Origin of the sequence: Aeromonas sp. FDAARGOS 1417 (assembly GCF_019046985.1) — a bacterium.
Taxonomy (GTDB): Bacteria; Pseudomonadota; Gammaproteobacteria; order Enterobacterales; family Aeromonadaceae; genus Aeromonas; species Aeromonas veronii.
Genome location: NZ_CP077221.1, coordinates 1729692 through 1752733 on the forward strand (window position 1 = coordinate 1729692; position 23042 = coordinate 1752733).

The 23042-nt window shown below is 58.6% G+C and carries 23 protein-coding genes; 2 read left to right on the top strand and 21 right to left on the bottom strand.

All coding sequences use genetic code 11. From position 1 onward, the window contains the following. Positions 1-11: 11 nt before the first annotated feature. The 20 genes from cheY to fliE all read right to left on the bottom strand — a co-directional run bounded on the left by cheY (position 12) and on the right by fliE (position 19079). Positions 12-395, bottom strand: a complete 384-nt coding sequence (cheY, locus tag I6L47_RS07715) for a chemotaxis response regulator CheY (RefSeq protein ID WP_013723552.1) — start codon at positions 393-395, stop codon at positions 12-14. A 111-nt stretch (positions 396-506) separates the two neighbouring features. Next, the gene (locus I6L47_RS07720; protein ID WP_019444723.1) at positions 507-1226 is read right to left on the bottom strand and encodes an RNA polymerase sigma factor FliA; all 720 of its coding nucleotides are present in this window, start codon (positions 1224-1226) and stop codon (positions 507-509) included. Then, entirely contained in the window at positions 1219-2094 is an 876-nt protein-coding gene (locus I6L47_RS07725) for a MinD/ParA family protein (protein ID WP_013723550.1), read from the bottom strand. Before I6L47_RS07725 ends, I6L47_RS07720 begins: the two co-directional genes overlap by 8 nt. A gap of 1 nt (position 2095) precedes the next feature. Continuing rightward, positions 2096-3520 (bottom strand): flagellar biosynthesis protein FlhF, encoded by a 1425-nt coding sequence (gene flhF, locus I6L47_RS07730; protein WP_103251224.1) that lies wholly within the window; start codon positions 3518-3520, stop codon positions 2096-2098. Positions 3521-3536: 16 nt separating this feature from the next. Beyond that, positions 3537-5639 carry a flagellar biosynthesis protein FlhA gene (flhA, locus tag I6L47_RS07735; RefSeq protein WP_216949035.1) on the bottom strand — a complete coding sequence of 701 codons (2103 nt, stop codon included), beginning with the start codon at positions 5637-5639 and terminating at the stop codon, positions 3537-3539. Positions 5640-5746: 107 nt separating this feature from the next. Then, positions 5747-6877 (bottom strand): flagellar biosynthesis protein FlhB, encoded by a 1131-nt coding sequence (flhB, locus tag I6L47_RS07740; RefSeq protein ID WP_005334720.1) that lies wholly within the window; start codon positions 6875-6877, stop codon positions 5747-5749. Further along, entirely contained in the window at positions 6870-7667 is a 798-nt protein-coding gene (fliR, locus tag I6L47_RS07745) for a flagellar biosynthetic protein FliR (RefSeq protein WP_139463821.1), read from the bottom strand. The genes flhB and fliR overlap by 8 nt, the downstream gene beginning before the upstream one ends. Further along, positions 7664-7933, bottom strand: a complete 270-nt coding sequence (gene fliQ, locus I6L47_RS07750; RefSeq protein ID WP_005334727.1) for a flagellar biosynthesis protein FliQ — start codon at positions 7931-7933, stop codon at positions 7664-7666. The genes fliR and fliQ overlap by 4 nt, the downstream gene beginning before the upstream one ends. Before the next feature lie 25 nt (positions 7934-7958). After that, a complete protein-coding gene (gene fliP / locus I6L47_RS07755; RefSeq protein ID WP_216949036.1) occupies positions 7959-8732 on the bottom strand; it encodes a flagellar type III secretion system pore protein FliP in 774 nt (257 codons plus the stop codon). Beyond that, the gene (gene fliO, locus I6L47_RS07760; protein WP_005362049.1) at positions 8719-9099 is read right to left on the bottom strand and encodes a flagellar biosynthetic protein FliO; all 381 of its coding nucleotides are present in this window, start codon (positions 9097-9099) and stop codon (positions 8719-8721) included. The genes fliP and fliO overlap by 14 nt, the downstream gene beginning before the upstream one ends. Continuing rightward, positions 9096-9488: a flagellar motor switch protein FliN gene (fliN, locus tag I6L47_RS07765; protein ID WP_005298791.1), complete on the bottom strand. Its 393-nt coding sequence runs from the start codon at positions 9486-9488 to the stop codon at positions 9096-9098. Before fliN ends, fliO begins: the two co-directional genes overlap by 4 nt. A gap of 49 nt (positions 9489-9537) precedes the next feature. After that, on the bottom strand, positions 9538-10608 hold the full coding sequence (gene fliM, locus I6L47_RS07770) for a flagellar motor switch protein FliM (RefSeq protein ID WP_005334736.1): 1071 nt from the start codon (positions 10606-10608) through the stop codon (positions 9538-9540). A gap of 7 nt (positions 10609-10615) precedes the next feature. Continuing rightward, a complete protein-coding gene (fliL, locus tag I6L47_RS07775; protein ID WP_043822474.1) occupies positions 10616-11131 on the bottom strand; it encodes a flagellar basal body-associated protein FliL in 516 nt (171 codons plus the stop codon). A gap of 57 nt (positions 11132-11188) precedes the next feature. Continuing rightward, positions 11189-13123, bottom strand: a complete 1935-nt coding sequence (locus I6L47_RS07780) for a flagellar hook-length control protein FliK (protein WP_216949037.1) — start codon at positions 13121-13123, stop codon at positions 11189-11191. A gap of 67 nt (positions 13124-13190) precedes the next feature. After that, complete coding sequence (gene fliJ, locus I6L47_RS07785; RefSeq protein WP_005334746.1) at positions 13191-13631, bottom strand: flagellar export protein FliJ; 441 nt, start codon at positions 13629-13631, stop codon at positions 13191-13193. A gap of 27 nt (positions 13632-13658) precedes the next feature. Further along, entirely contained in the window at positions 13659-14990 is a 1332-nt protein-coding gene (gene fliI / locus I6L47_RS07790) for a flagellar protein export ATPase FliI (protein WP_005334747.1), read from the bottom strand. Between the two features lie 52 nt (positions 14991-15042). Next, the gene (gene fliH, locus I6L47_RS07795) at positions 15043-15867 is read right to left on the bottom strand and encodes a flagellar assembly protein FliH (RefSeq protein WP_216949038.1); all 825 of its coding nucleotides are present in this window, start codon (positions 15865-15867) and stop codon (positions 15043-15045) included. Between the two features lie 68 nt (positions 15868-15935). Further along, positions 15936-16997: a flagellar motor switch protein FliG gene (fliG, locus tag I6L47_RS07800; protein WP_005334749.1), complete on the bottom strand. Its 1062-nt coding sequence runs from the start codon at positions 16995-16997 to the stop codon at positions 15936-15938. Next, on the bottom strand, positions 16990-18699 hold the full coding sequence (fliF, locus tag I6L47_RS07805) for a flagellar basal-body MS-ring/collar protein FliF (RefSeq protein ID WP_005334750.1): 1710 nt from the start codon (positions 18697-18699) through the stop codon (positions 16990-16992). Before fliF ends, fliG begins: the two co-directional genes overlap by 8 nt. 62 nt (positions 18700-18761) lie before the next feature. Then, positions 18762-19079, bottom strand: coding sequence for a flagellar hook-basal body complex protein FliE (gene fliE / locus I6L47_RS07810; protein ID WP_005353687.1), 318 nt, complete (start codon positions 19077-19079; stop codon positions 18762-18764). A gap of 154 nt (positions 19080-19233) precedes the next feature. Here fliE and I6L47_RS07815 point away from each other — a divergent pair, with 154 nt between their 5' ends. Then, a complete protein-coding gene (locus I6L47_RS07815; protein WP_216949039.1) occupies positions 19234-20145 on the top strand; it encodes a GyrI-like domain-containing protein in 912 nt (303 codons plus the stop codon). A gap of 66 nt (positions 20146-20211) precedes the next feature. Next, a complete protein-coding gene (locus I6L47_RS07820; RefSeq protein ID WP_216949040.1) occupies positions 20212-21963 on the top strand; it encodes an amidohydrolase in 1752 nt (583 codons plus the stop codon). Positions 21964-22054: 91 nt separating this feature from the next. Here I6L47_RS07820 and I6L47_RS07825 read toward each other — a convergent pair whose 3' ends face one another. Continuing rightward, the gene (locus tag I6L47_RS07825; protein WP_005353696.1) at positions 22055-22840 is read right to left on the bottom strand and encodes a hypothetical protein; all 786 of its coding nucleotides are present in this window, start codon (positions 22838-22840) and stop codon (positions 22055-22057) included. Positions 22841-23042 lie beyond the last annotated feature (202 nt).

Sequence of the window (23042 nt, forward strand, 5' to 3'; positions counted from 1 at the left end):
CCTGCAGCTCCTTAGCCAATTCGTTCGAAAATTTTGTCGAGTTTTTCTTTGAGCGTTGCTGCGGTGAAGGGCTTGACGATGTAACCGTTGACGCCAGCTTGGGCGGCTTCAATGATCTGCTCACGTTTGGCTTCAGCGGTTACCATCAGTACCGGCAGATGCTTGAGCTTCTCATCGACACGGATGGCTTTAAGCAGGTCAATACCTTGCATGCCAGGCATGTTCCAGTCGGTAACTACAAACTGAAAATCACCATTTTTCAGCATCGGCAGCGCTGTATTGCCGTCATCCGCCTCATGGGTATTGTTGAATCCCAAGTCGCGCAGCAAGTTCTTGATAATCCGGCGCATCGTTGAAAAATCGTCAACAATGAGGATTTTCATGTTCTTGTCCAAAATTCCCTCCTAAATAGCCACCAGAGTGGCTCACTTACATGATGCTAAAAACGGGTTGTGTCGTGCGGATTATGCCTTAGAGTTTCATCTCAGTGTAGCCAGTACAAACACTTATAGATGCCAATCTCTCAAACGAGCACGCAATCTGTGCATTGCCTGACTGTGGATCTGGCTCACACGCGACTCACTGACATTCAAAACCTCGCCAATTTCACGCAAATTCAGCTCTTCATCGTAGTAAAGAGAGAGAACCAAAGCTTCTCTCTCTGGTAGACGACCAATTTGCTCGGATAATTGAATCTGAAATCGCTCGGCAGCCAATTCATCGAATCCCGAGCCGGAAGGGGCGTCATCGGGGTTGCCGATCACATCCTCGCTGACTCCCAAATCTTCGATGCCGATAATTTTGCCGCAGGAGACATCTTGCAGCATCGCATGGTAATCAGCGATGGATACCCCCATCTCGGCAGCAACCTCGGTATCTCGCGCGTCACGCCCGTGAGTCTGCTCGACATTCTCGATCGCCTCTGCAATAGCGCGACTGTTGCGATGCACAGAGCGGGGTACCCAGTCACCACGCCGGATCTCATCCAGCATGGCGCCTCGGATGCGGATCCCGGCATACGTCTCGAAGCTGGCCCCCTTGCTACCGTCAAAGTTGCGGGAGGCTTCAAGCAGCCCAATCATACCTGCTTGGATCAGGTCATCCAGCAAGACACTGCTGGGCAGGCGAGCCAACAAATGCTGGGCAATTCGCTTGACCAGAGGAGCATGACGCTCCACCAGCACGTAGGAATCCTGATGACGCAAGTACGCTTGGGCTTTATTCACGGGAACCTTCCTGTGTTGTGGCCGGTTTCTGCAACAAATTTTCCAGGAAAAACTCCAGATGGCCGCCCGGCTGGTTGGGAACCGGCCAGCTCGCCGCCTTGTTGGCAAGGGCCCGGAACGCCAGTGCGGCCGGTGACTTGGGAAACGCCTCGACAATCAGCTTCTGCTTGCGCACGGCGGCACGCAGATTGGTGTCATAGGGTACACAGGCGACCAGCTCCAAGGAGGTATCGAGGAAACGATCCGTTACCCGGGTCAGTTTGGCAAAGAGCTCCTGCCCTTCACGCAGACTGCGCACCATATTGGCCACCACCTTGAAACGAAACACGCCGTGATCCTTGGATAGGATCTTGATGAGGGCGTAGGCATCGGTGATGGAGGTCGGCTCATCGCAGACCACCACCATGATGTCCTGAGCTGCTCGGGTGAAGCTCAGCACCATGTCGGAGATCCCCGCAGCCGTATCCACCAGCAGGATGTCGACCTGGGTCTTCATCTCGCTGAAGGCGCGGATAAGCTCGGCATGCTGCACCGGAGAAAGCTCGACCATGGACTGGGTGCCCGAGGTCGCAGGCACGATCATCATGCCGTAAGGGCCTTCGACGATGATGTCGTCGATGGTGCATTCACCCGCCAGGACATGAGAGAGGTTGCGATGAACCCGCAGCCCCAGCATGACGTCGACGTTGGCCAGACCCAGGTCGGCATCCAGCACCATCACCCGCTTGCCTTGGGCGGCCATGGCTCCGGCCACGTTCAGGGTCACGTTGGTCTTGCCCACGCCACCTTTACCACCGGAAACGGCGATTACTTTTACTCGATTGTTTTGACGCATTTTGCGCAGACCACTCGCCTGATCCATATACATGTTACTCATAAAACTCCGAATCTTCGGCCTCGCCAAAGCCTGCGCCCCAGAAATAGGGCTCCTCTGTTTCTCGCTCCAGCGAGCCCATGGCAGCCCCGACGAGCTGCGCCGCATTGGCAACCTGAATATCTTCCGGAACCCTTTGTCCGTCAGTGATATAGCTGATGGGCAATGAATTCTGGATACACACGTTAATCACTTCGCCAAGATTCAGACTTTCATCCAATTTGGTAAGTATGCAGCCGCTTAATGGAATACGCCGGAAATGGTCAACCGCCTCCTGCATCACCCGACGCTGGGAAGTTGCCGACATCACCAGATAACTGCGGATCCGTACCTTGGCATTCTTGACCAGGGTATCGAGCTGCTCGGTCAACCGGATATCCCGTTGGCCCACCCCGGCCGTATCGATAAGTACCAGCCGACGGTGGCGGAACTGATAAAGGGCATTTGCCAGCTCTTCGGCATCACGCACCTGCCGTACCGGGCAACCCATGATGCGGCCATAGGTCTGCAGCTGTTCATGGGCACCAATCCGGTAGTTGTCGGTGGTGATCAGCGCCACCTGCTCGGCGCCATACTTCATGGCGAAACGGGCAGCCAGCTTGGCGATGGTGGTGGTTTTGCCCACCCCGGTCGGACCAAGCAGCGCAACCGCGCCGCCCTGACGCATGATCTCGTCCTCACTAATCTTGAGCTGAGCCGTCAGCACTTCGGCCAACTGGGCCATCGCCTGATGGATGGACATATCTTCGGGGATCAGTCCCGCAAGTTGATCGGCAAACGCATCATCAAAGCCCAGTTTCTTGAGCTCCTTGATCAACAGGGCCCGCATCGGTTCGCGGCGCTCCACCTCTTGCCACATCAGTCCGGAGATCTGGTGCTCCAGCAATTTACGGATGCTGGCCATCTCCTTGCGCATCCCTTCCATCTCCTGATCCCGCTGGGCAGGTTGAGGGGGGCGCTGGCCGGACGCAACCCGGGCTTTGGGCTTGGCAGGTTCGGGAGCTGCGCCCCACTGCCCCTGCTCGGCCAATGTTCTGGGCGCAGCATTGGCAGCGGCCAGACCGGCCGATTGGGTATTACCCAGTGGCGCCCCATTGCCCGGCTTGAGCTTCTGCTGGCGCGCCAGCAAGGCGGCCAGGGTATCGGCATAATGTTCGTTCTGCTCCTTCGCCGGCGACGGCTCGGGGCGGATCATCTGCCGTGCAGCAGACGAAATATTGACGCTCTCATCGTTCAGCTGACGACGAACCGGCGCATCTTTGGGCCCCGGGACCTGGGATTGATAATCGACTGCGGCGACTATCTCTACCCCTCCGGTGACCTTCTTGTTGGACATGATGACGGCATCCGGCCCGAGAGTCTCCTTGACCTCGGCCAGAGCCGTTCGCATATCCTTGGCAAAAAACCGCTTAATCTTCACCCGTCGTCTCCGCTAACTAGTTCTGCCCTACCGCACTGACGATGCGGATCTGCTTGTCGTCGGGCACTTCCTGATAAGACAGAACGCGCAATCCAGGAATGGCATTCTTGACAAATTTTGCCAGGGTATTGCGCAAGATCCCCGATGTCAGAAGCACGGCCGGTTGGCCTTCCAATTCTTGTCGTTGAGTGGCTTCCACCAGCGAACGCTGCATCCGCTCTGCCAGACCCGGTTCAATACCGGCACCATCACCGCCACCAGCCTGCAGGGATTGATGCAATATACGTTCCAATTCCGGCGCCAAGGTAATCACCGGCAGCTCGGGATCGGGGCCTGCAATCTCTTGCACAATCAGGCGACGCAGGGCAATCCGGCAAGCGGCCGTGAGCACTTCCGGATCCGGACTGCGCGGCGCGTATTCAACCAGGGTCTGCAGGATAGTGCGCATATCGCGGATTGGCACGCCTTCATTGAGCAAATTCTGCAATACCTTCACAAGGTTACCCATGCTGATCACTTCCGGCACCAACCCTTCGACCAGCTTGCTCTGATGTTTGCCAATCATGTCGAGCAGTTGTTGTACCTCGTCATGGCCCAGCAGCAGAGCCGCATGGTTGGTCAGGATCTGGCTCAGATGGGTAGCCACCACGGTCGCGGTATCCACCACCGTATACCCCAGCGTCTGTGCCTGAGAGACCATCTCCTTGGCAACCCAGACCGCTTCCAGCCCGAAGGCGGGATCCCGGGTCGCTATCCCCTGGATCTGGCCGAACACCTGCCCCGGATTGATGGCCATCTCCTTATCATGGTAGACATTGGCCTCGCCGGTACTGACTCCCATCAAGGTGATGCGGTATTGGTTTGGCGCCAGATCCAGGTTGTCGCGAATGTGGACGGCAGGGACCAGAAAGCCCAGCTCTTGCGAGAGTTTCTTGCGCACCCCTTTGATCCGGTTGAGCAGTTCGCCACCCTGATTGCGATCCACCAGCGGGATCAGCTGATAACCCACTTCCAGCCCGATGATGTCCACCGGCATCACATCGTCCCAGCTCAGCTCTTTCTGTTCATGAGGCTGCTCGGCTGTGGCAGGCAACAGCTCACCCTTGGCCGCTTTGGCGGCCGCCAGTTTCTCGCGGCGCAGCAACCACCAGGCGCCAGCGGCGGCAAGAGCCCCCAGACTCAGGAAGGCGAAATGCGGCATCCCCGGCACCAGCCCCATCATCAGCAGAATCCCGGCCGAGATGATCAGCGCCTTGGGATTGTCAAACAGCTGGCCTAGTACTGCGGTACCCATGTCCTGATCGGTATTCTGACGGGTCACTATGATGGCGGCAGCGATGGAGAGCAGCAGGGAGGGGATCTGCGCCACCAGACCGTCACCGATGGCCAACAGGGTATAGATCTCGGCCGATTCGCTGAAGGTCAGCTGGTGCTGCATCATCCCGATGATGAAGCCGCCGATGATGTTGATAAAGAGGATCATGATGCCCGCAATGGCATCCCCTTTGACAAACTTGGAGGCACCATCCATGGAGCCGTAGAAGTCGGCTTCCTGGGTCACATCCTGACGACGCTTCTTCGCCTCTTCCTGATTGATGAGACCGGCGTTCAAATCGGCATCGATGGCCATCTGTTTGCCCGGCATCGCATCAAGGGTAAAACGGGCACTCACTTCCGCGATCCGCCCGGCACCCTTGGTAATGACCACAAAGTTGATGATCATCAGGATGGTGAAAACGATGATGCCGACCGCATAGTTGCCGCCGATCACCACGTTACCGAACGCCTCGATCACATGGCCGGCCGCCGCACTACCATTATGACCTTCCAGCAACACCACCCGGGTCGAGGCGACGTTCAACGCCAACCGCAGCAAGGTAGCGAGCAGCAGTACGGTCGGGAAGGCAGCAAATTCGAGGGGGCGGCGGGTATAGACGGATACCAGCAGCACCACGATGGAGAGAGCAATGTTGAAGGAGAAGAGCACATCCAGCATCAGCGGCGGGATGGGCAACACCACCATGCCGAGCGCGGCCAATACCAGCAGAGGGGTGCCAAGGCCTTTGCCAAAAACTCCTCGGTACTCTTTGAACTGGCCCAATACTGCCTTGAATTCCATCGCGCTTCTCAATTTCAACCTGCTGGTGCCAGATTAAAGCAAACATCAAGCCAACAATACAAGACATTGAAATGCAATGGATTTATTTTAACTACGTCAGAACTTTGTCATTTGCGATATTCGGTCGGAATGGGGAGATCTTTAGCCAGCGGCTGGGGACGGCGCCCCTGACCACGGCGGAATTTCTTGAGCTGGAAGACATAGGCGAGCACCTGGGCAACCGCCGCAAACAGCCCTTCCGGGATCTCGTGGCCCAGCTCGGTTGAGTGGTAAATAGCCCGGGTCAAGGCTGGTGACGGCATTATGGGGATCTCGTACTCTCTGGCGATCTCCCTGATCTTCATTGCAATTTCATCTGTGCCCTTGGCCACGACCTTGGGCGCGGCACCGGGTTTGCCCGCATCATACTTGAGCGCTACCGAGTAGTGGGTCGGGTTGGTGATCACCACATCGGCCTTGGGCACATCCCCCATCATCCGGCGCATCGCCATCTGCATCTGCAGCTGACGGATCTTGCCCTTTACCTCGGGCTTGCCTTCGCTGTCCTTGAACTCGTCCTTGACCTCCTGTTTGGTCATCTTGAGCTGACGCATATGGTTCCACTGCTGGAACGGCACGTCGATGGCAACGATGGGAAGCAGGGCGCAGCAGAGGATGATCAACATCCAGAGAAACAACTCCAGCGCATCGATAATGCCGCCGGGAAACCCCTCCATTGAGAGGTTGAGCAGATGATTAAACTGACTGGATAACATCCACCAGGCAAACAGGGTGATGAACACCACCTTGGCGATGGATTTGACCAGCTCGATCAGCGACTGCACCCCGAACATTCGCTTGAGGCCACTGAGCGGACTCAACTTGCTCATCTTGGGCATCATGGCTTCGGTGGAGAAGTTCATCCCCCCCATCAGGGTGTTGCCGATAAACGCGGCAATCGCCACCAACGCGAACAACAGCCCCAGCGGAAGAACCAGTTCCCCCAGCAGCGCCGGCACCATGGCGATCATGGCATTGGGATCGAAAGCCTGCTCCCTGTCCAGAGTAAAGCCCATGGTGACAACCTTGATCATGGCAGTCGCCAGCGAGCCCTTGAGCATCAGCAGGCCAAAGACCGCCGAGAGCAGAACGCTGGCGGTCCCCAACTCTTTTGAACGTGCAATCTGCCCCTTTTCACGGGCCTGTTGCAGTCGTTTGCCCGTGGGTTGTTCGGTACGTTCCTGGTCGGTATCAGCCATGAGCGCCCCCGAAGCACTGGGTGTTGATCAGCTCGCAGCTGACCTCCTGCACCCGCTCCCACATCATGTCGAAGTGACCGAGGAACCCGCCGATAGTGAGCCAGAGGATGAGCAGACCCGACATCATGCTGACCGCAAAACCGATACTGAAAATGTTGAGTTGCGGCGCCGCCCGGGTCATGACACCAAAGGCGAAGTTGATTAAGAGCAAGGCGACGATGGCTGAGAGCGACATCACCAAAGCAGCCTGATACATCACACCCAGAAACGCACTCAGGGTTTTCATGGATGAAACCGAGAGGCCGTGCTCGGAGACAGGCAGTGTCTCGAAACTAAGAATGACCAGCCGCAGCATCACCAGATGACCATCCAGCGCCAGAAACACCAGGGTCGCCAGCATCAGATAAAACTGACCCACTACGGGGGCCGACTGGCCATTCATCGGGTCCACCAGGGTGGCAAAACCCAGACTGGTCTGCATGGCGATGACCTGACCGGCCATCACGAAGCTCTCCATCAGAAACTGGGTCATCAGACCAAGGGCAATACCGATCAGCAATTGCTGGCCCAATACCAGAAAGCTGCCGGCAGAGAAGAGTTCAATGGGGGGCATTTTCGGGAGCAGCGGGGCAATCAGAAAGGTGATGGCCAAAGCCAGCCCCATCCGTACCCGCGCAGGAGCGAGGCGACTGCCGAACACCGCCATCACCATCAGCAGGCTGCTCACCCGCGCCAGCGGCCAGAGGATGGAAGACAACCACTCCATGATCAGAGCGGTTGTGTAGGTCATCCCACCACCTCGGGGATTTGATTGACCATCAGTATGAAGAAGTCCATCAGACTCTGCATTCCCCAGTGAGCACCAATTCCCAGGGCTAGCAGGGTCACGATAAGACGGGGCAGAAAGCTCAGGGTCTGTTCGTTGATGGAAGTGGCCGCCTGAAAGATGGCTACCACCAGCCCGATAGCGAGGCTGGGCAGGATCACGGCGCTGACCATGATATTGACCAACCAGAGCGCCTCGCGAAAGACGTCGACAAAGGTTTCAGGACTCATGTTCGGGCTCCTTGCGCTCGACCGGCTAACCGGCACCCAGTCCGAAACTGTTGGCCAGTGACCCCAAAATGAGGTTCCAGCCATCCACCATCACAAACAGCATCAGCTTGAAGGGCAGCGAGACGATCATCGGCGAGAGCATCATCATCCCCATCGCCATCAGAATACTGGCGACCACCAGATCGATGACCAGGAACGGCAGGAACAGCATAAAACCAATCTGGAATGCGGTTTTCAGCTCGCTGGTGACAAACGCCGGGATCAGCACCCGTAGCGGCACATCGGCAGGTTTATCCACCTGCACGTTGGCGATCTCCATAAAGGTGTTTAGATCCTTGATCCGGGTCTGGGCCAGCATGAACTGGTGGATGGGCAACTCGGCTCGCTCCAGCGCCTCTTTTGCCTGAATGGTCTCGGCCAGATAGGGCTGCAAAGCCTCATCATTGATGCGATCCAGCACCGGCGACATGATGAAGAACGACATGAACAGGGCAATGCCGATCAACACCTGGTTGGAAGGGCTCTGTTGCAGACCGATCGCCTGGCGCAAGATACCCAACACCACAATGATGCGGGTAAACGAGGTCATCATGATCACCATGGCCGGCAAGAAGGAGAGCGCGGTCATCAGCGCCAGCACTTGCAGGGTCAGGCTGTACTCCTGAGAGCCATCCCCCATGGTCTTGACGGTCACCGCCGACATGGCGTCCTGTGCCAGCGCAGGCCAGGAGCAAAACAGTGGTATCAGCAGGCTGACCAGCAGCCCCGTTTTCAGCCATAAGCCGTTAGCTTTTTTCATGCTTGCCCATCAATTTGCCAAGCTGCTGGGAAAACGCCTGCGGCTGGTTTTCATCCAGCGGCTCCTCCAGCCGGTAGAGAAAGTTGACCTGCTGCGGTGTTACGCCGACCAGCAGTTGCTGTTCGCCCACCTTGACCACCAGCAGCTTCTCTTTGTAACCCACCGGCAACGAGGCGATGACCCGCATCTGGCCGCCACCCATGGCGGTCGCCAGCTTGCTCTTCTTGAGCAGAAAGCCCAGCACCAGAATGAGACCAATCACCATCAGACTGGAGAGCAACCAGGAGCTCAGACTAGGCACGTTGGCAGATGCCGCTGTCTCGGCAAAGGCCGGAACAGGCAGCAATAACAACAGGAGGCGCATCATTTGAGCTTCTTGATCCGTTCAATCTGGCTGATGACGTCAGTCAGGCGGATACCGAACTTGTCGTTAACCACCACCACCTCGCCATGAGCGATCAGGGTACCGTTGACCAATACATCCAGCGGCTCGCCTGCAACCCGATCCAGCTCCACCACCGAGCCCTGGTTCAGCTGCAACAGGTTGCGGATACTGATCTGGCTGCGGCCCACCTCCATGGCGATAGTGACCGGAATATCGAGAATGGTGTCGAGCTTGCGACGCTCCTCGGCACTGATGGGGGCATCATCTTTCAACTCTTCCAGCGGGGCTGGCTTGGCTTCCGCCGTCACCTGCTCCTCCAGAGCCGCAGCCCAGGCATCAGCCATCAGATCCTCTTCCTCAGTTCCGCTCATCTTGTTTCCTTATGCTACTTCGTGACCGTTTACCGTAATAAACCGTCAATTATCGCTGTTGATCTTCGATACTGCGCTCGAGCTCTTCCAGCTCGGCCTCGCCATCAATTCGTACCCCGCCCCGGGTAACCAGATGCATCTCCGTCTTGACCCCTTCCGGACGTTTGAGCTTGTCGGTGATCTTGAGCGCCACATTATCCTTGGTGCGGCCCATCTTGGCGTGGAAAGTGGGCAAGTCCTCCACAAAAACCAGCAGATTTTCCGGCATATCGACCGGAATGATATCGCCGGGTCGCAGCTCCATCAGCTCACGCAAAGTGAGTTCGGTCTCCAGCAGCTTGGCCCGCAGCTCCACCTTGACGTCCATGATCTCGTCACGCAGCGCCTTGCTCCAGCGTACGTCGGTATCCCCCTTGTCACTCTGCACACCGGCGTCCAGCAGCTCGCGGATCGGCTCCAGCATGGAGTAGGGCATCGCCACGTGGAAGTCGCCGCCGCCACCATCGAGCTCGATGTGGAACGAGCTGACCACGATCACTTCGGTCGGGCTGACGATGTTGGCCATCGCCGGGTTCACTTCGGAGTCGAGATACTCGAACCCCACATCCATCACTGGCGCCCAGGCATCCTTGTAATCCTCAAACACCAGTTTGAGCAGCATCTGGATAATGCGCCGTTCGGTCGGGGTAAATTCGCGCCCTTCAATCTTGGCGTGATAACGGCCATCGCCACCGAAGAAGTTCTCTACCAGGATGAAGACCAGTCGAGCCTCCATGGTGATGAGTGCCGTCCCCTTGAGCGGGCGGAAGCGCACCATGTTGAGACTGGTCGGCACAAACAGGGTATGAACATACTCGCCAAACTTGAGCATCTGCACGCCGTTGATCGAGACCTCGGCGGTACGACGCATCATGTTGAACAGACTGATCCGCATATGGCGGGCGAAACGTTCATTCACCAGCTCCAGCGTCGGCATGCGACCACGGACGATGCGGTCCTGGGAGGAGAAGTCAAACTGGGCTACGCCGGGGTCTCCAGCGCCGCCTATCTCTTCCTCTTCGACATCATCGACACCGTGCAAGAGGGCATCAATTTCGTCCTGACTTAACAGATCGCTCACGCTTCACCTACTGCATTACAAAGCCGGTAAACAGCACTTGTTCGATAACGGGGGAAGAGACCAGGTCCTTGAGCACCCGACGGCACTCTTCCAGTGAATCCTTGCGCAGCTTCTCCTTGCCTTCAAAGGTCATCAGCTGTTCGGCACTGGCTGCGCTGAATACCCGCAGCAAGGTGCCTTCAATCAGGGGGATATTCTGTTTGGCCAGCGTCTCGTCGGCGGTACCGCGCACCATCAGCTGGATCTTGATCTGCACCAGTCGATCTCGCTGGGCACCTGCGACGTTGAAGACAAAGGGGCGCGGCATACCGACATAGAGGGAAGGTTTAGGCGCTTCCTCCTTGGGTGTGGCCTCGGCTCCTTCCGCCGCTTCAGCGGGCGGTTTATCGGAGCCGGAGAGCATCAGGAAGGCGCCAGCACCACCTCCGCCCAGCAAAATAACCGCCAGGGCAATGATAATGATCAGCTTCTTTTTCTTGCCCGCAGCCGGGTCTTTTAGCGTCAACTCGTTATCGTCAGCCATCCCTTGTCCACCCTAGTCTCAAACTTGTTCGATATCATAAACTTACTCGGGATTGCATCAAGCATAGAAATCAATTCCGGAACCGTTTGTCGATTCCACCAGCAAACTGGGGTTGGAAGTGGTGAGTTCCCCTTCAACCAGCCCGTTACCGGAGCGCGGCTGACCACTACTCTGACCTTGCTGCCCCTGCCCGTTAAAGGTGGGCTGGCCCTGTTGCTGCTGTTGTTGCGACTGCTGCTGCACCTGCGTCTGACCAAGCTGGATCCCCTGCCCTGCCAGCATGTCACGCAGCCGGGGCATCGCCTGCTCCAGCATCTCGCGGGTCTGTCCATGTTGTACCACAAAATGGACGTTGGCCTGGCTGTCGGCTCCCATCTGGATCTGGATTTTCATCTTGCCAAGGCCGAGGGGGTCGAGCTGAATTTCCGCCTGTTGCAGTTTTTCGGCCAGCATCACATTGACCTTCTGGTGCAATTCGGCAGGCGCTTCCTGACTGGCCAGTTTCAAATGGGGTAAATTCTGCGGCTCACGGCGCAGTGTCGTCTCAGCGGCGGGCGCCCGGTTATCGGCTACCTGTGGCTGAGTCTGGCTATTCTGGCCATGCTGAACGGTCTGGTTCTGGCTGCTATCACCGCTCGATGTCGTCGCAACCAGGCTATTCTCCGCCTCACCGGCCTTCGGTTTTACCTCAAGCGAAACCGCTTTGCGCACCTCGTCGGAGCCCGTCACTTCCATCTGCTTGATGCCGGCTGAAATGGTCGACAGCGGTGCTTGCGGCCCCTGAGATTCAGCCTGTGCCAACACCTGCTGCGGCGCCACCATCACGGGGGCGGCAGCACTATCGGTCTGAGCCGTTGCATTTGCCGTCACGCTGCCTTGGGCTGCGGCACTTTCTGCGGCACTTTGCGCCGTCCTCACGGGCGCCGAACCTTGATTGGCGGCGGTGGCTGGCTGCTGGCTACCCTCGGCGGCACCCTTTTCTGTCCCCTTGCCAGCTGCACCACTGCCCTCAGCCGTGGCTGTAGCTGTAGCTGTAGCTGTGCCAGCCTCAGGCGGCTTGAGCCCCTCGCTGAAGGCCTTGAGCGCAGCCCCCTGAGTCGCGGCTTGCGTCGCCTGCCCCTTGTTAGTCAAAGCATTGCTGGCGGCGAGATCGGATTTGCTGTCGCCAGCCTCTTTTGCAGCGAGTGACTCAGCGGATTTGGCGGTGCTTGCCGACTCATCGACCGGCAGCACCTTGGCCAGCTGGGCCATTCGCTCTGCCCCCGTGAGGGGCTTGGTCTGCTTGCCATCTGCTCCGAGGGTTTCGCCCTTGGCAGAGGCTTTCTCCCCGGCCTGCCCATCCGCAGTAGTGGCGGCATCTTCACCTTCAGAGGAGAGAACGGCAGCAGAGGCATCGCCCTTCGCCACCACTCGCGCCGCTGAGGAGGATACGGTGGTTTCTGAAGTCGAATTGGCGGTCGTCGCCAGCGGCGACTGCGCCCCGGTCTGACCGGCAAGCTGTTGGGCAATCCTGGCAGCGGCAGGAGTCTGCTCGCTTTCATCAAGCGCAATCCCCTCCAGCTCACCCTCTTGCGGCAACGGATTGCCGTCTACCGCAGTGGCGCTCTGTTGGGCCGCCACCGCCAGCTGGGGAGTCACTAGCGAGGTATCGAGCTTGAGGGAGTCTTGCAGGCGCAGCAGAAAGTCGGTGGCAGGGACCTCCTCCACCTTGTTATCGGCGTCAGGATCCTGCTCCTTGCCGGTCTCCTCTTTGGGAGAGGCGCTCTCGGTCGCCAAAGATTTGGCTGATCGGACATGGTTACCGCCCTGAGTGGCCTCGGCAGCGCCCTGTTCGCTGTTCCGGGCCTTGGCAATCAGGGTGGCGAAATCACCCTTGCTGTCGCTGCCGGTTCCACCATCGATGCTTTTGCTCTCGACGGAACCGCTCAGAGGCGCTTTGTCCAACCCGTTGGCCGGAGCCGAAGGCGTTTGTGTCAACAGTGTCTGCATCATGATGGGATCCCTGAATTCTGGTGGCCCCCAAAGAGATGGCCGCCGACAATGTCCAGATCAAAGCAAGTTACAGGCCAGATTGATGAAAGCGTCGCAACATGGCGTACTCATCCAGCATCTTCTGCTCCTGACGCTGGGCTTTCTGCTGCTCGCGGCTCGCTTGCTTCTCCAGCAACAGCTCTACCGCCTTGCGCCGCTGCTGGGCTGCCAGCCACTCTTCACGGCGCTGTTCCAGCGCCTGACGCACCTGCAACACCCCTTCGTACTGCTGGGTCGCTGCCTGTTCGAGCTTGTTGATAAAGGCGTGATACTGGGTATTTTGCTGGGGCGAAATCCCCTGCAGGCCGCGATCGGTCCACTGCTGGTGATAGATCTGGCGGTACTGGTTGAGGGCATTTTGCTGATCCATGAACAGCTTGAGATCCTGCTGCGCCTTCACCAGAGCCAGCGCACACTGCTGCTCCGCCTCCACCAGCCGATCGGCCAACAATACCAACCCTTTACTCATCGTCGACCTCTCTGTTACCGACCATCATCAGCGCATCAATGGCATCGCCACCATCTGCAAGGCTTGCAGGCCATCATCGTAGTGAATAACCTCGCGCATCCCCTGCTGCAAGAACTGATCCAGATAGGGTTTTTGAATGATGGCGCGATCAATGCGCGGATCGGAACCCTGACTGTAGGCACCGATGGTGATGAGATCCCGGTTCTGCTGATAGAGGGAGTAGAACTGCTTGAGGGTGCGCGCCAGATCCATATGTTCCGGCGAGGTGACCATGGGCATAACCCGGCTGATGGACTTCTCGATGTCGATGGCCGGATAGTGGCCCGCATCGGCCAGCTCGCGCGACAGCACTATGTGGCCATCGAGGATCGCCCGCGCCGCATCGGCAATGGGATCTTGCAGGTCATCCCCCTCGGTCAGGACGGTGAAGAAGGCGGTGATGGAGCCCTGGCCGTCACTGCCGTTACCCGCCCGCTCCACCAGCGCCGGTAATTTGGCAAATACCGAGGGCGGATAACCCTTGGTCGCCGGCGGCTCGCCCACCGCCAGCGCGATCTCACGCTGGGCCTGGGCATAACGGGTAAGAGAGTCCATCAAGAGCAACACGTTGAGCCCCTGATCGCGGAAATACTCGGCGATGGCGAGCGCCGTTTCACACCCCTTGAGCCGCATCAGCGGCGAGGCGTCGGCGGGAGCCGCCACCACCACGGAGCGGGCTCGCCCCTCCTCTCCCAAAATGTCTTCGATAAACTCTTTCACCTCACGACCCCGTTCACCGATGAGGCCGACCACCACCACATCCGCCACCGAGCCGCGAGTCATCATGCCAAGCAGCACCGATTTACCGACACCGGAACCGGCAAACAGCCCCATCCGCTGGCCCTGCCCCACCGTCAGCACGGCATTGATGGCGCGTACCCCCACGTCCATCGGCTGATGGATCGGGCGGCGAGAGAGCGGGTTGATGCGGTGCTGGGCAAACTGCACGGTCTGGGAGGAGAGAATGGGGCCGAGGCCATCGAGTGGCTGACCGATGCCGTCGATGACCCGACCAAGCAGGTTCATCCCAACCGGAATGCCGTGCTCTTCGGTGATGGGCACCACCCGGGCACCGGGGATCACCCCCTTGAGCTGCTCGCTCGGCATCAGATAGAGGCGATCGCCAGAAAAACCGACCACTTCAGCTTCCAACGTCCCATCAAGGGTATCGATGCGGCAGAGGGCACCGATGGCTGCGCGGCAGCCAATGGCTTCGAGGGTCAGCCCCACCACCCGGGTCAATTTGCCGGCGACCGGCGGTTTGGGGGCGCTGTCGCGTACCTTGTACCCTTGCAACCGGTTCAGTAGCGAGCCGCTCATCTGGCCTCCTGAGAGCTAAAAAGTGCAGCCGGACGGCAACGTCCGGCATCGGTTATGGGCGTGAGTCCTGCGAAGCCGGATTCTGAGACGCATTGTCCCGCAAGAAGTTGCGCAGCAACTGATCGATGCGACCGGAGAGGGTCAAATCGATGCTGGATAGCTCGGTCGCCAGTTGCAGATCGCCGGGGGAGAGGGTGGGATCGCTTTGCAATCGCCAGTGGCGCTTGGCGCACTCTTCGGCGCCAAATGCCTGCTCGATGCGTGCGATATCGTCGGGATGCAGCATCAGAGTCACCCCCTGTTCGGCGGCGGGCAGCAAGGCCAGACCCTCTTTAAGCGCCTCCAGCAGAATGCGGGGGGAGGTCTCCGCTTCGTGACGAATAAGCGCGCGGGCCAGTTGCATCACCAGCGAGACCAACTGCTGCTCCACCGCCTGATCCAGCTCGTTAAGCGGATTGGCAAGGCGGGCGGCAAGCCCCTGCCAGTGGGCGATCTCCTGCTCCACCAGCTCGCGCCCCATAGCCAGCCCCTCCTCGCGCCCCTGTTCGAGACCGGCAGAGTGGCCCTGTTGCAATCCTTCCAGCTTGCCCTCTTCCATACCCTTGGCATAACCGGACTCGCGCCCCTCAGCCATTCCCTCTTCCCAGGCGGCCTGACGGATCGCTTCAAGCTCTTCGGCGGTGATGCTGGGGGTCGGCTCCTGTTCGGGCTCCGGCTCCACCACCTCCTCTTCCTGCTGATACCAGTCAGGGGCCAAGCCAAGAGCATTGGTAGGCGCTCCCGCCTCTACCTCGACCTCCATCTCGGGCCAGCCCCAAGTCTCAACCCGGGCATCATCACCCTCGGGGCGCACATAACCACGCAGTTTGTTGTTCATGCTTTGCGCGGCTCCTCACCACTGCCTGATGCGGGCTTGGCATCGCGGTTCTGTTTATGGGCCATGGCTTAGAGGAACTCCTCGCCGCCACCGGCGCCCAGCATGATCTCGCCGGCATCCGCCAGACGACGGGCGATGGAGAGGATTTCTTTCTGGGCCGCTTCCACTTCGGAGACCCGGATCGGCCCCATGGCCTCCAGATCGTCTGCCAGCATTTCGGCCGCCCGTTTGGACATGTTCTTGAAGATCTTCTCGCGCATCTGATCGTCGGAGCCCTTGAGGGCGCGTTGCAGCAGATCCCCCGGCACTTCCCGCAGCATGGTCTGGATGCCGCGATCGTCCACATCGATGAGGTTCTCGAACACGAACATCAAATCCTGGATCTGCTGACTCATCTCTTCGTCCGACTCGCGGATGGAGTCCATCAGCTGGCCTTCGATATTGGTATCCAGGTAGTTCATGATGTTGGCGGCTGCCTTCAGGCCGCCCATCTTGGCTGCCTGGGCACCGGCCGCACCGGCGAACTGTTTCTCCATGATGTCGTTCAACTCTTGCAGTGCCGCCGGCTGTACCTCTTCGAGGTTGGCGATACGCATCACCAGATCGAGGCGCACCTGCTCCGGGAACTGGCTCAGGATCTCGGCGGATTGCTCCGGCTCCAGATAGGAGAGCACGATAGTCTGGATCTGCGGGTGTTCGTTCTGGATGATGCTGGCCACCTGACGGGCATCCATCCACTTGAGCGAATCGAGGCCACGAGCGCCGGAACCGAGAATGATCTGGTCCACCAGGTTGCTCGCCTTGTCCTCGCCAAGGGCCGCCACCAACGCCTTGCGCACGAAGTCTTCGCTGCCGATACCGATGTTGGTGTACTTCTGGATATCGTCGATGAATTGACGGTGCACCGCTGCCACCCGATCGTGACTGAAGTCGGACATGGAGGCCATCGACATACCGAGCCGCTGCACCTGCTTGGGCTCGAGATGACGGAAGATCTGGGCGGCATCCTCTTCATTGAGGCTCAGCATCAGCACTGCAGCCATCTCCATCCCCGACATCTGGTCGAGGATCTGGCGCTGACTGTCGGTGATGTCATTGCCGGTGACTTGACTCTTCTTTTCTTCAGGCATCTTTGTTCGTTACCCATTCTTTAATGACCTGAGCGGCCAGATCCGGCTCGTTCGCCACCAGCGCACGTACCGCCTTGAGCAAGTCTTCGTCACGGTGCAGATCCGGCAGTTTCAGCTGGCCATCGCGTACACCAAATACCTGATCGTTCTCAACTTGTGCTGACAGCAGACTCAACTCGTCGTCGCCACCCAGTACGGTGTGGTTGTCGAAATCCACTTCCCCTTCCGGTTTGGCATCCGGGTAGAGCAGTCGCTTGAGCATGGGGCGAACCACGGTGACGATCAAGACGATGATCACCAGTACCGAGGCGGCAATCCGCACCGCACGCCAGAACCAGGGCTGATCGTAGAGCGGCACCTCGGCCACGGTATCCAGCTCTGGACGATTGAACGGAATCGCGACCACCTCAAGGGTATCACCACGGGTCACATCAAAGCCAAGGCCACCGCTCAGCAAACGACGCAATGTATCGAGTTCTGCCTGGGTGCGCGCCTCACGGGTCACAGCCCCGTCGGCACCGGGTACCGCTTTGTAATCCACGGCAACCGAGACGGTCATGCGGCGAATGCCACCCATCTGGCGACGGGTATGACTGACGGTGGTATCCAGTTCGAAGTTGCGGGTTGCCTCCTTGCGGGAACGGCCCGAAGCGGCAGCGCTGGCACCATCACCACCGGTCGCCTCCTCGGGAATATTGGAGGCAGCAGGGGGTTGGTTGGAGAGGGCGCCGGGCACCCCACCATTGCTGCCGCTGGCGCTGTTCTCTTCCATGGTCATTTCAGAGCGCACTGCAGGCAAGTCAGGGTTGTAAGTCTTGCGGGTCTGCTCCTGCTGGGAGAAGTCGAGGGAGAGATCCACTTCCGCCGTATAGTTGTCGGCCCCCAGCACCGGGATCAGGATGGCGTCAATTTTTTGTTTGTACTCCAGCTCCTGCTTCTGCTGCATGGCAAACTCTTTGCGAGTCTGGGCCGAGATCGGGTCTTGCGAGCCGGAGTTGAGCAGGCGGCCATTCTGGTCGGTGACGGTGACGCGGGTCGGCTCGAGGCCATGCACGGCGGAGGCCACCATATCGACGATGGAGTCTACCTCCCCCTGCCCCAGCGCCGCCCCCTTCAGGTTGAGTACCACAGTGGCACTGGGTTTGCGTTCGTTGCGGGCAAACACGTTGTCTTTCGGGATAGCCAGCAGCACCTGGGCCTTGGCCACATTCTGGAACTGCTCGATGGCGCTCGCCAGTTGACGCTCGCGGCTCAGCTTCAGACGTTCACTCTCCATCCGCTGGCTGACGCCAAAACTGGAATCTTTCAGCAGGATATCTTCACCACCGATGTTGCTATCGGTGGCATTGGCAAGACCGGCACGGGTCAGGGCCAGCTGGATAGTGGGGTAGCTTTCGGCGTTGACCAGCACGCTCTTGCCATCTACCTCGTAGGGGATCTTCTGCTGATCGAGGAAATCGAGAGTCTTCACCAGCTCCTGGGTGGTGTAGGTGCCGAGGGGACGCATGTCCGGCTCCTTGCCCCACAGCAGGATAAACACCGCAATGGCCAGACAGATGGCAAGCCCCAGGATCAGGGTGATTTGCCGCAGCACATCGGTATTGGACAGGAAGCCCAGCGCCGAACTCTTCTGCTCATTTTCATCGAGGGCGGCGGTGCCCTCATCGTTTATCAGCAGATCGCCGTTTTGGTCAGTAGCCACGATTTATGTCCTTATTGCTGACATGTTCATGATGTTCAGTCGTCATGGTTTATTGGCGTCGCTTATACCGGCATGTTCATGATGGTCTTGTAGGCATCGACCATCTTGTTGCGCACCTGTACCGTGGCTTCAAAGGCGATGGACGATTTTTGGCCCGCGATCATCACCTCGGCCAGATCCACCGACTTGTCACCCATATCGAAACGGGTACGCAGGTCATTGGCGGCGCCTTGCAGTTCGTTGACGTTGCCAAGCGCCTGTTGCAGCAGCAGACCAAAGTCGGAGGTTACCTGACGACCGGGTTGTGCCAGCGGCGTTGCGCCTGCTTCGATCTTGAGCGCCTGCATCTCTTGCATCAGGCTGCTTGCACTAATTTCCATTTTCCATCCCCAGACAAATCATTGACGCTGGCATGCAACAAGCAATTAGAGTGCCAATGCGTTAAAAGCGCGATGCGGATGAGTGGCCAGACCAGGCCGGACGGGTTCGACAACGGCAGGTGGCTCTGATTAAATCCGACTCTGACGCCCACTTTTGCTGGCTGGCAAGGAGTCCGCTCTGGATTATCGCAAACCCGTGTTCAAGGCGATGGACTACATCAGCCACCATCTGGATGACAATCCGGGCCTGGATGAGGTCGCAGCGGCGGCGGCCATCTCCACCTTCCACTTCCACCGTATTTTCAAGACGATGGTCGGCGAGACCATTGCCGGATTTACCCGGCGCCTGCGTATGGAGCGCGCAGCCCGTCGCTTGCTCGCCTCCCCCCAAAGCGACATCACCACCCTCGCACTGGCCGCCGGGTTCTCCAGCTCCCAGAATTTCGCCAAGGCCTTTCGCCTGCACTTCGCCATGAGCCCCTCGGAATACCGCCAGCAGCAGGGGGGAAACTGGAAAAGCAAGATTGGAAACGATCCCCTTCCCTTTGACACCTATGATGGCCTGGTCATGCACCCGGTCACCGAACACCCGGGTCTGTTGCAGGGGGCTAGCGTCAGGCAGATGCCCGCCCGGCGCGTGGCGTACATGCGCCGCCTGGGCCCCTATGGCAAAGAGACCTGCGAGCAAGCTCATCGGGATTTGCTCGCGCTGTTCGCCTCAGACGAGGTGATGACACCGGCGGGTACCCTGAGTCTCTATTGGGATATCCCCGATATCACCGATGAGACCCGTTGCCGTACTGACGTCTGCATCGAGCTGGGGCCAGAGATCCCCGCTGGGCGCCAGTTAACCACCCAGACCATCGCCGCGGGCCCCTATGCGGTTTGTCAGTTTATCGCTCGCGGCGATCAACTGGTTGCCTGCTGGGAGACGGCGTTTCGCTGGGTAGTGGGCCAAGGGCTGAACTGCGACGATCGCCCGTGTTACGAGCAATACCACTCAGGCACGGACCCCGACCGGGATCATTACGTGTTTGATATCTGTATCCCGCTGATCAACCGATAAGCCGATACCTCATTTCCATTTACCCACTTCGGGGCCTTCGGGCACCGAAGCGACGGAGTCATGCCCATGAAAATCAAAACGCTGTTTCTAGCCAGCCTGCTGGTGACGCTTCCCGCTGCCGCCAATGCCCAGTCACAGAGCCAGACGCTGATCTTTGGCGGCACCATCTACAGTGGTGATCCGGCGAACCCTCACCCGGAAGCGGTCGGCATTGAAGGTAAAAAGATAGTGGCAGTCGGCAGCTATCAGGAGGTCAGCGCCCGCCTCGGCAACCATGCCAAGCGTCTTGATCTGAAAGGAAAGTACCTGATGCCAGGCCTCATCGACAGCCATGTTCATGCGGCATTTGCCGGTTTTCAGGGGATGACAGTTAACTTTCCCGATGCCATGAGTGAGGTTGAGCAGGTGCAGCAATTTCTGACCCGCAGCAAGGATGATCCCCGCCTGACACTGGGCGATGTAGAGCTATACAGCAATGTCTCCCTCGACTACTGGCATCAGCTTCCCCTGCTCGATCAGCTGTTCAATGGCCCGCAATACCGGCAGATCCCGGTAGTGCTGGCCGGTTCGGATGCCCACACCGGTTGGGCCAATCAGGCCATGCTGCGCAAGGCTGGCATTGATGCCGACACCCTTGCCGGTCGTTATGCTCCGCTGAAAGGCAATTTTGGCCTCACCCCATCCGGCAAGCTCAATGGCTTTGCCTCGGAAGGCGGCTGGGATGCCATCCTCAAGGCGCTGCCCCCCGTCAGCGACGAGACGATTGCCAGTGCCATCATGACTGCCGCCAAACAGCTCAATCAGGTGGGCATTACCGCCTGGATGGACCCTATCAGCAACATTCGCCCCCTTGCGCCCATCTTCAATGCCGAGCCGGATCGCCGCGATACCGGCCTGCTGCCGGCGTACAGCATGCTCTCCCGGGAAGGCAAGCTGACCGGACATGTGTCCGCACTGGCACTGGTAGGGATACATGCATCACCCGCCATCATTGATGACGTATTAGCGCTGCAACAGCAGTTTCAAGATGCCCCGGACGTTAAACTGGTGGGGATCAAGATCCTGCAAGATGGTGTCATCGAGTATCCATCCCAGACCGCCAAGTTGAGCGAGCCCTACCTCAACCGTCCCGGTTACAGCGGCAAGGACGATCTGGACAAGCAGCGTTTCAACGAGCTGATCCGCACCGCGGATGCCCATCAACTTATCGCTCACTTTCATGCCATCGGCGATCGGGCCGTCCGAGAATCCCTCGATGCCATCGCCTATGCCCGGGCCCACAATCAGGATCACCGCCTGCTGCACAGCATCACCCATCTGGAGGTGGTGAGCCCGGCCAGCATTGCCCGTTTCAAACCACTCAATGTGGCCGCATCGATGCAACTGTTGTGGGCCGGGAAAAACGTGGCGACCACCCTGCTGCTTGAAGGAAAAGTGCCCCCGGCACTGCTAGCCCGCCTCTATCCGGCAGGCAGCTTGCTGCAAAGCGGCGCCATTATCGCCGGTGCCAGTGACTGGCCGGTCTCCAGCCCCAACCCTTTCCTCGCCATGTATACCGCGATCACTCGTCAAGGGGAGCTTGGCTTGCTGCCCCCCGCCAGCGAGCAGATCAGCCGTCAGGCCATCTTGCAGGCCTATACCCTCAACGCCGCCAAGGTAATTAGACGGGAGAAAGAGATTGGCTCCATCAGCGCGGGCAAGAGTGCTGACCTGATCTTGCTGGATCGCAATCTGGAACAGGTAGCAAGCGAAGAGCTCAAGGAGACCAAGGTGCTCTGGACCATGTTCAAGGGCAAGCAGGTCTATTCGGCCCACTGACACCGAGAGAACAAACAGGCCCGCATTGCGGGCCTGTTGGCAAGATCACGACAAGCGCATGGCGTGCAGTGAGCAACCGATAACGGCGGGATTAGCGGCTCGTTTCAGTCAAGTCCTTGTCAATCCAGTATTTGGAGCCGGAGATATTGGCATCGAGCAGCAGGCCCTTCTCGCCAATCTGGTAGATGGCCATGCCGCCGTTGTATTTGGCGGTCAGTTCGGCGCTCTCCTTGCCGGCCACCACGCCCACTTCGGAAGTGGCCTCCCAACCCTGGGTCACGAAGGCATCGAATCTGGCCTTGTCTTCAAACAGGATCACCTGCTGATAGAACTTGCCGCCAATCCCGGCCGCCAGACCCGCACCAAACATCTTCATATAGGTGTGCTTGCCGGTTTTGCGATTGACTGCCACCCCGGCCCCCTGATTGGTATGCAGCATCAGGGAGAACTTGCGCGAATCGAACACTGCATAGCCATAAGCCTTGTCAAACAACAACTTGGCTGATGGCTGCTCGTTGAACAACCGGATCAGCGCAGTGTCGGCCATGGTATTGAGCGCGATCCTCGCCTCTTTCGCCGTCTTGGGGTTGAGCATCTCGTTGAGCTCCTTGTCGGCTGCCTTCAGCCACTCCTTGCCGGTCGCGATGCTCTTGTCGGTCCAGACCCCGGCGGTATTGAAGGCATCCTCTCCCCAAGCCGAGATGGAAGCCCAGCTCTTTTTGGAAAAATCGCTGACATCCTGCCACACCTCCTTGCTGGTCTCGCTCACTGCCGCTCCCAGATCGGACGCTGCGGCCTTGAGCTTGGCCCAGTCGGCATAACAGGGTGAGAAGGCCAGACTCAGTGACAAGGCCAGCAACCAGTTACGCTTGTTCATTTTTTCACTCCCGTATTGTCGAGTGTCTGGGTTACCTGGGACGATCACCTACAACAGGCTACCCGCTGAAAATCACTCCCGCATTATCGGAAGGGGAATCCGGTTAAGCAATCATTGAGTCCTGTTTATACCGCCACAGCCCGACAGCAGTTAACAAAAAGGCTGCTCATCAAAGAGGAGCAGCCTTGTTAAGCACAGTAAA

What these genes read in the sequence shown, in the direction of transcription:
- fliR (WP_139463821.1), bottom strand. Translation starts at nt 7,667, where the DNA reads ATGACCTACACAACCGCTCTGATCATGGAGTGGTTGTCTTCCATCCTC.
- I6L47_RS07780 (WP_216949037.1), bottom strand. Translation starts at nt 13,123, where the DNA reads ATGATGCAGACACTGTTGACACAAACGCCTTCGGCTCCGGCCAACGGG.
- fliE (WP_005353687.1), bottom strand. Translation starts at nt 19,079, where the DNA reads ATGGAAATTAGTGCAAGCAGCCTGATGCAAGAGATGCAGGCGCTCAAG.
- fliI (WP_005334747.1), bottom strand. Translation starts at nt 14,990, where the DNA reads ATGAGCGGCTCGCTACTGAACCGGTTGCAAGGGTACAAGGTACGCGAC.
- fliH (WP_216949038.1), bottom strand. Translation starts at nt 15,867, where the DNA reads ATGAACAACAAACTGCGTGGTTATGTGCGCCCCGAGGGTGATGATGCC.
- fliQ (WP_005334727.1), bottom strand. Translation starts at nt 7,933, where the DNA reads ATGAGTCCTGAAACCTTTGTCGACGTCTTTCGCGAGGCGCTCTGGTTG.
- fliG (WP_005334749.1), bottom strand. Translation starts at nt 16,997, where the DNA reads ATGCCTGAAGAAAAGAAGAGTCAAGTCACCGGCAATGACATCACCGAC.
- I6L47_RS07825 (WP_005353696.1), bottom strand. Translation starts at nt 22,840, where the DNA reads ATGAACAAGCGTAACTGGTTGCTGGCCTTGTCACTGAGTCTGGCCTTC.
- fliL (WP_043822474.1), bottom strand. Translation starts at nt 11,131, where the DNA reads ATGGCTGACGATAACGAGTTGACGCTAAAAGACCCGGCTGCGGGCAAG.
- flhA (WP_216949035.1), bottom strand. Translation starts at nt 5,639, where the DNA reads ATGGAATTCAAGGCAGTATTGGGCCAGTTCAAAGAGTACCGAGGAGTT.
- I6L47_RS07725 (WP_013723550.1), bottom strand. Translation starts at nt 2,094, where the DNA reads ATGTATATGGATCAGGCGAGTGGTCTGCGCAAAATGCGTCAAAACAAT.
- fliJ (WP_005334746.1), bottom strand. Translation starts at nt 13,631, where the DNA reads ATGAGTAAAGGGTTGGTATTGTTGGCCGATCGGCTGGTGGAGGCGGAG.
- flhB (WP_005334720.1), bottom strand. Translation starts at nt 6,877, where the DNA reads ATGGCTGATACCGACCAGGAACGTACCGAACAACCCACGGGCAAACGA.
- fliN (WP_005298791.1), bottom strand. Translation starts at nt 9,488, where the DNA reads ATGAGCGGAACTGAGGAAGAGGATCTGATGGCTGATGCCTGGGCTGCG.
- fliP (WP_216949036.1), bottom strand. Translation starts at nt 8,732, where the DNA reads ATGAAAAAAGCTAACGGCTTATGGCTGAAAACGGGGCTGCTGGTCAGC.
- fliO (WP_005362049.1), bottom strand. Translation starts at nt 9,099, where the DNA reads ATGATGCGCCTCCTGTTGTTATTGCTGCCTGTTCCGGCCTTTGCCGAG.
- I6L47_RS07820 (WP_216949040.1), top strand. Translation starts at nt 20,212, where the DNA reads ATGAAAATCAAAACGCTGTTTCTAGCCAGCCTGCTGGTGACGCTTCCC.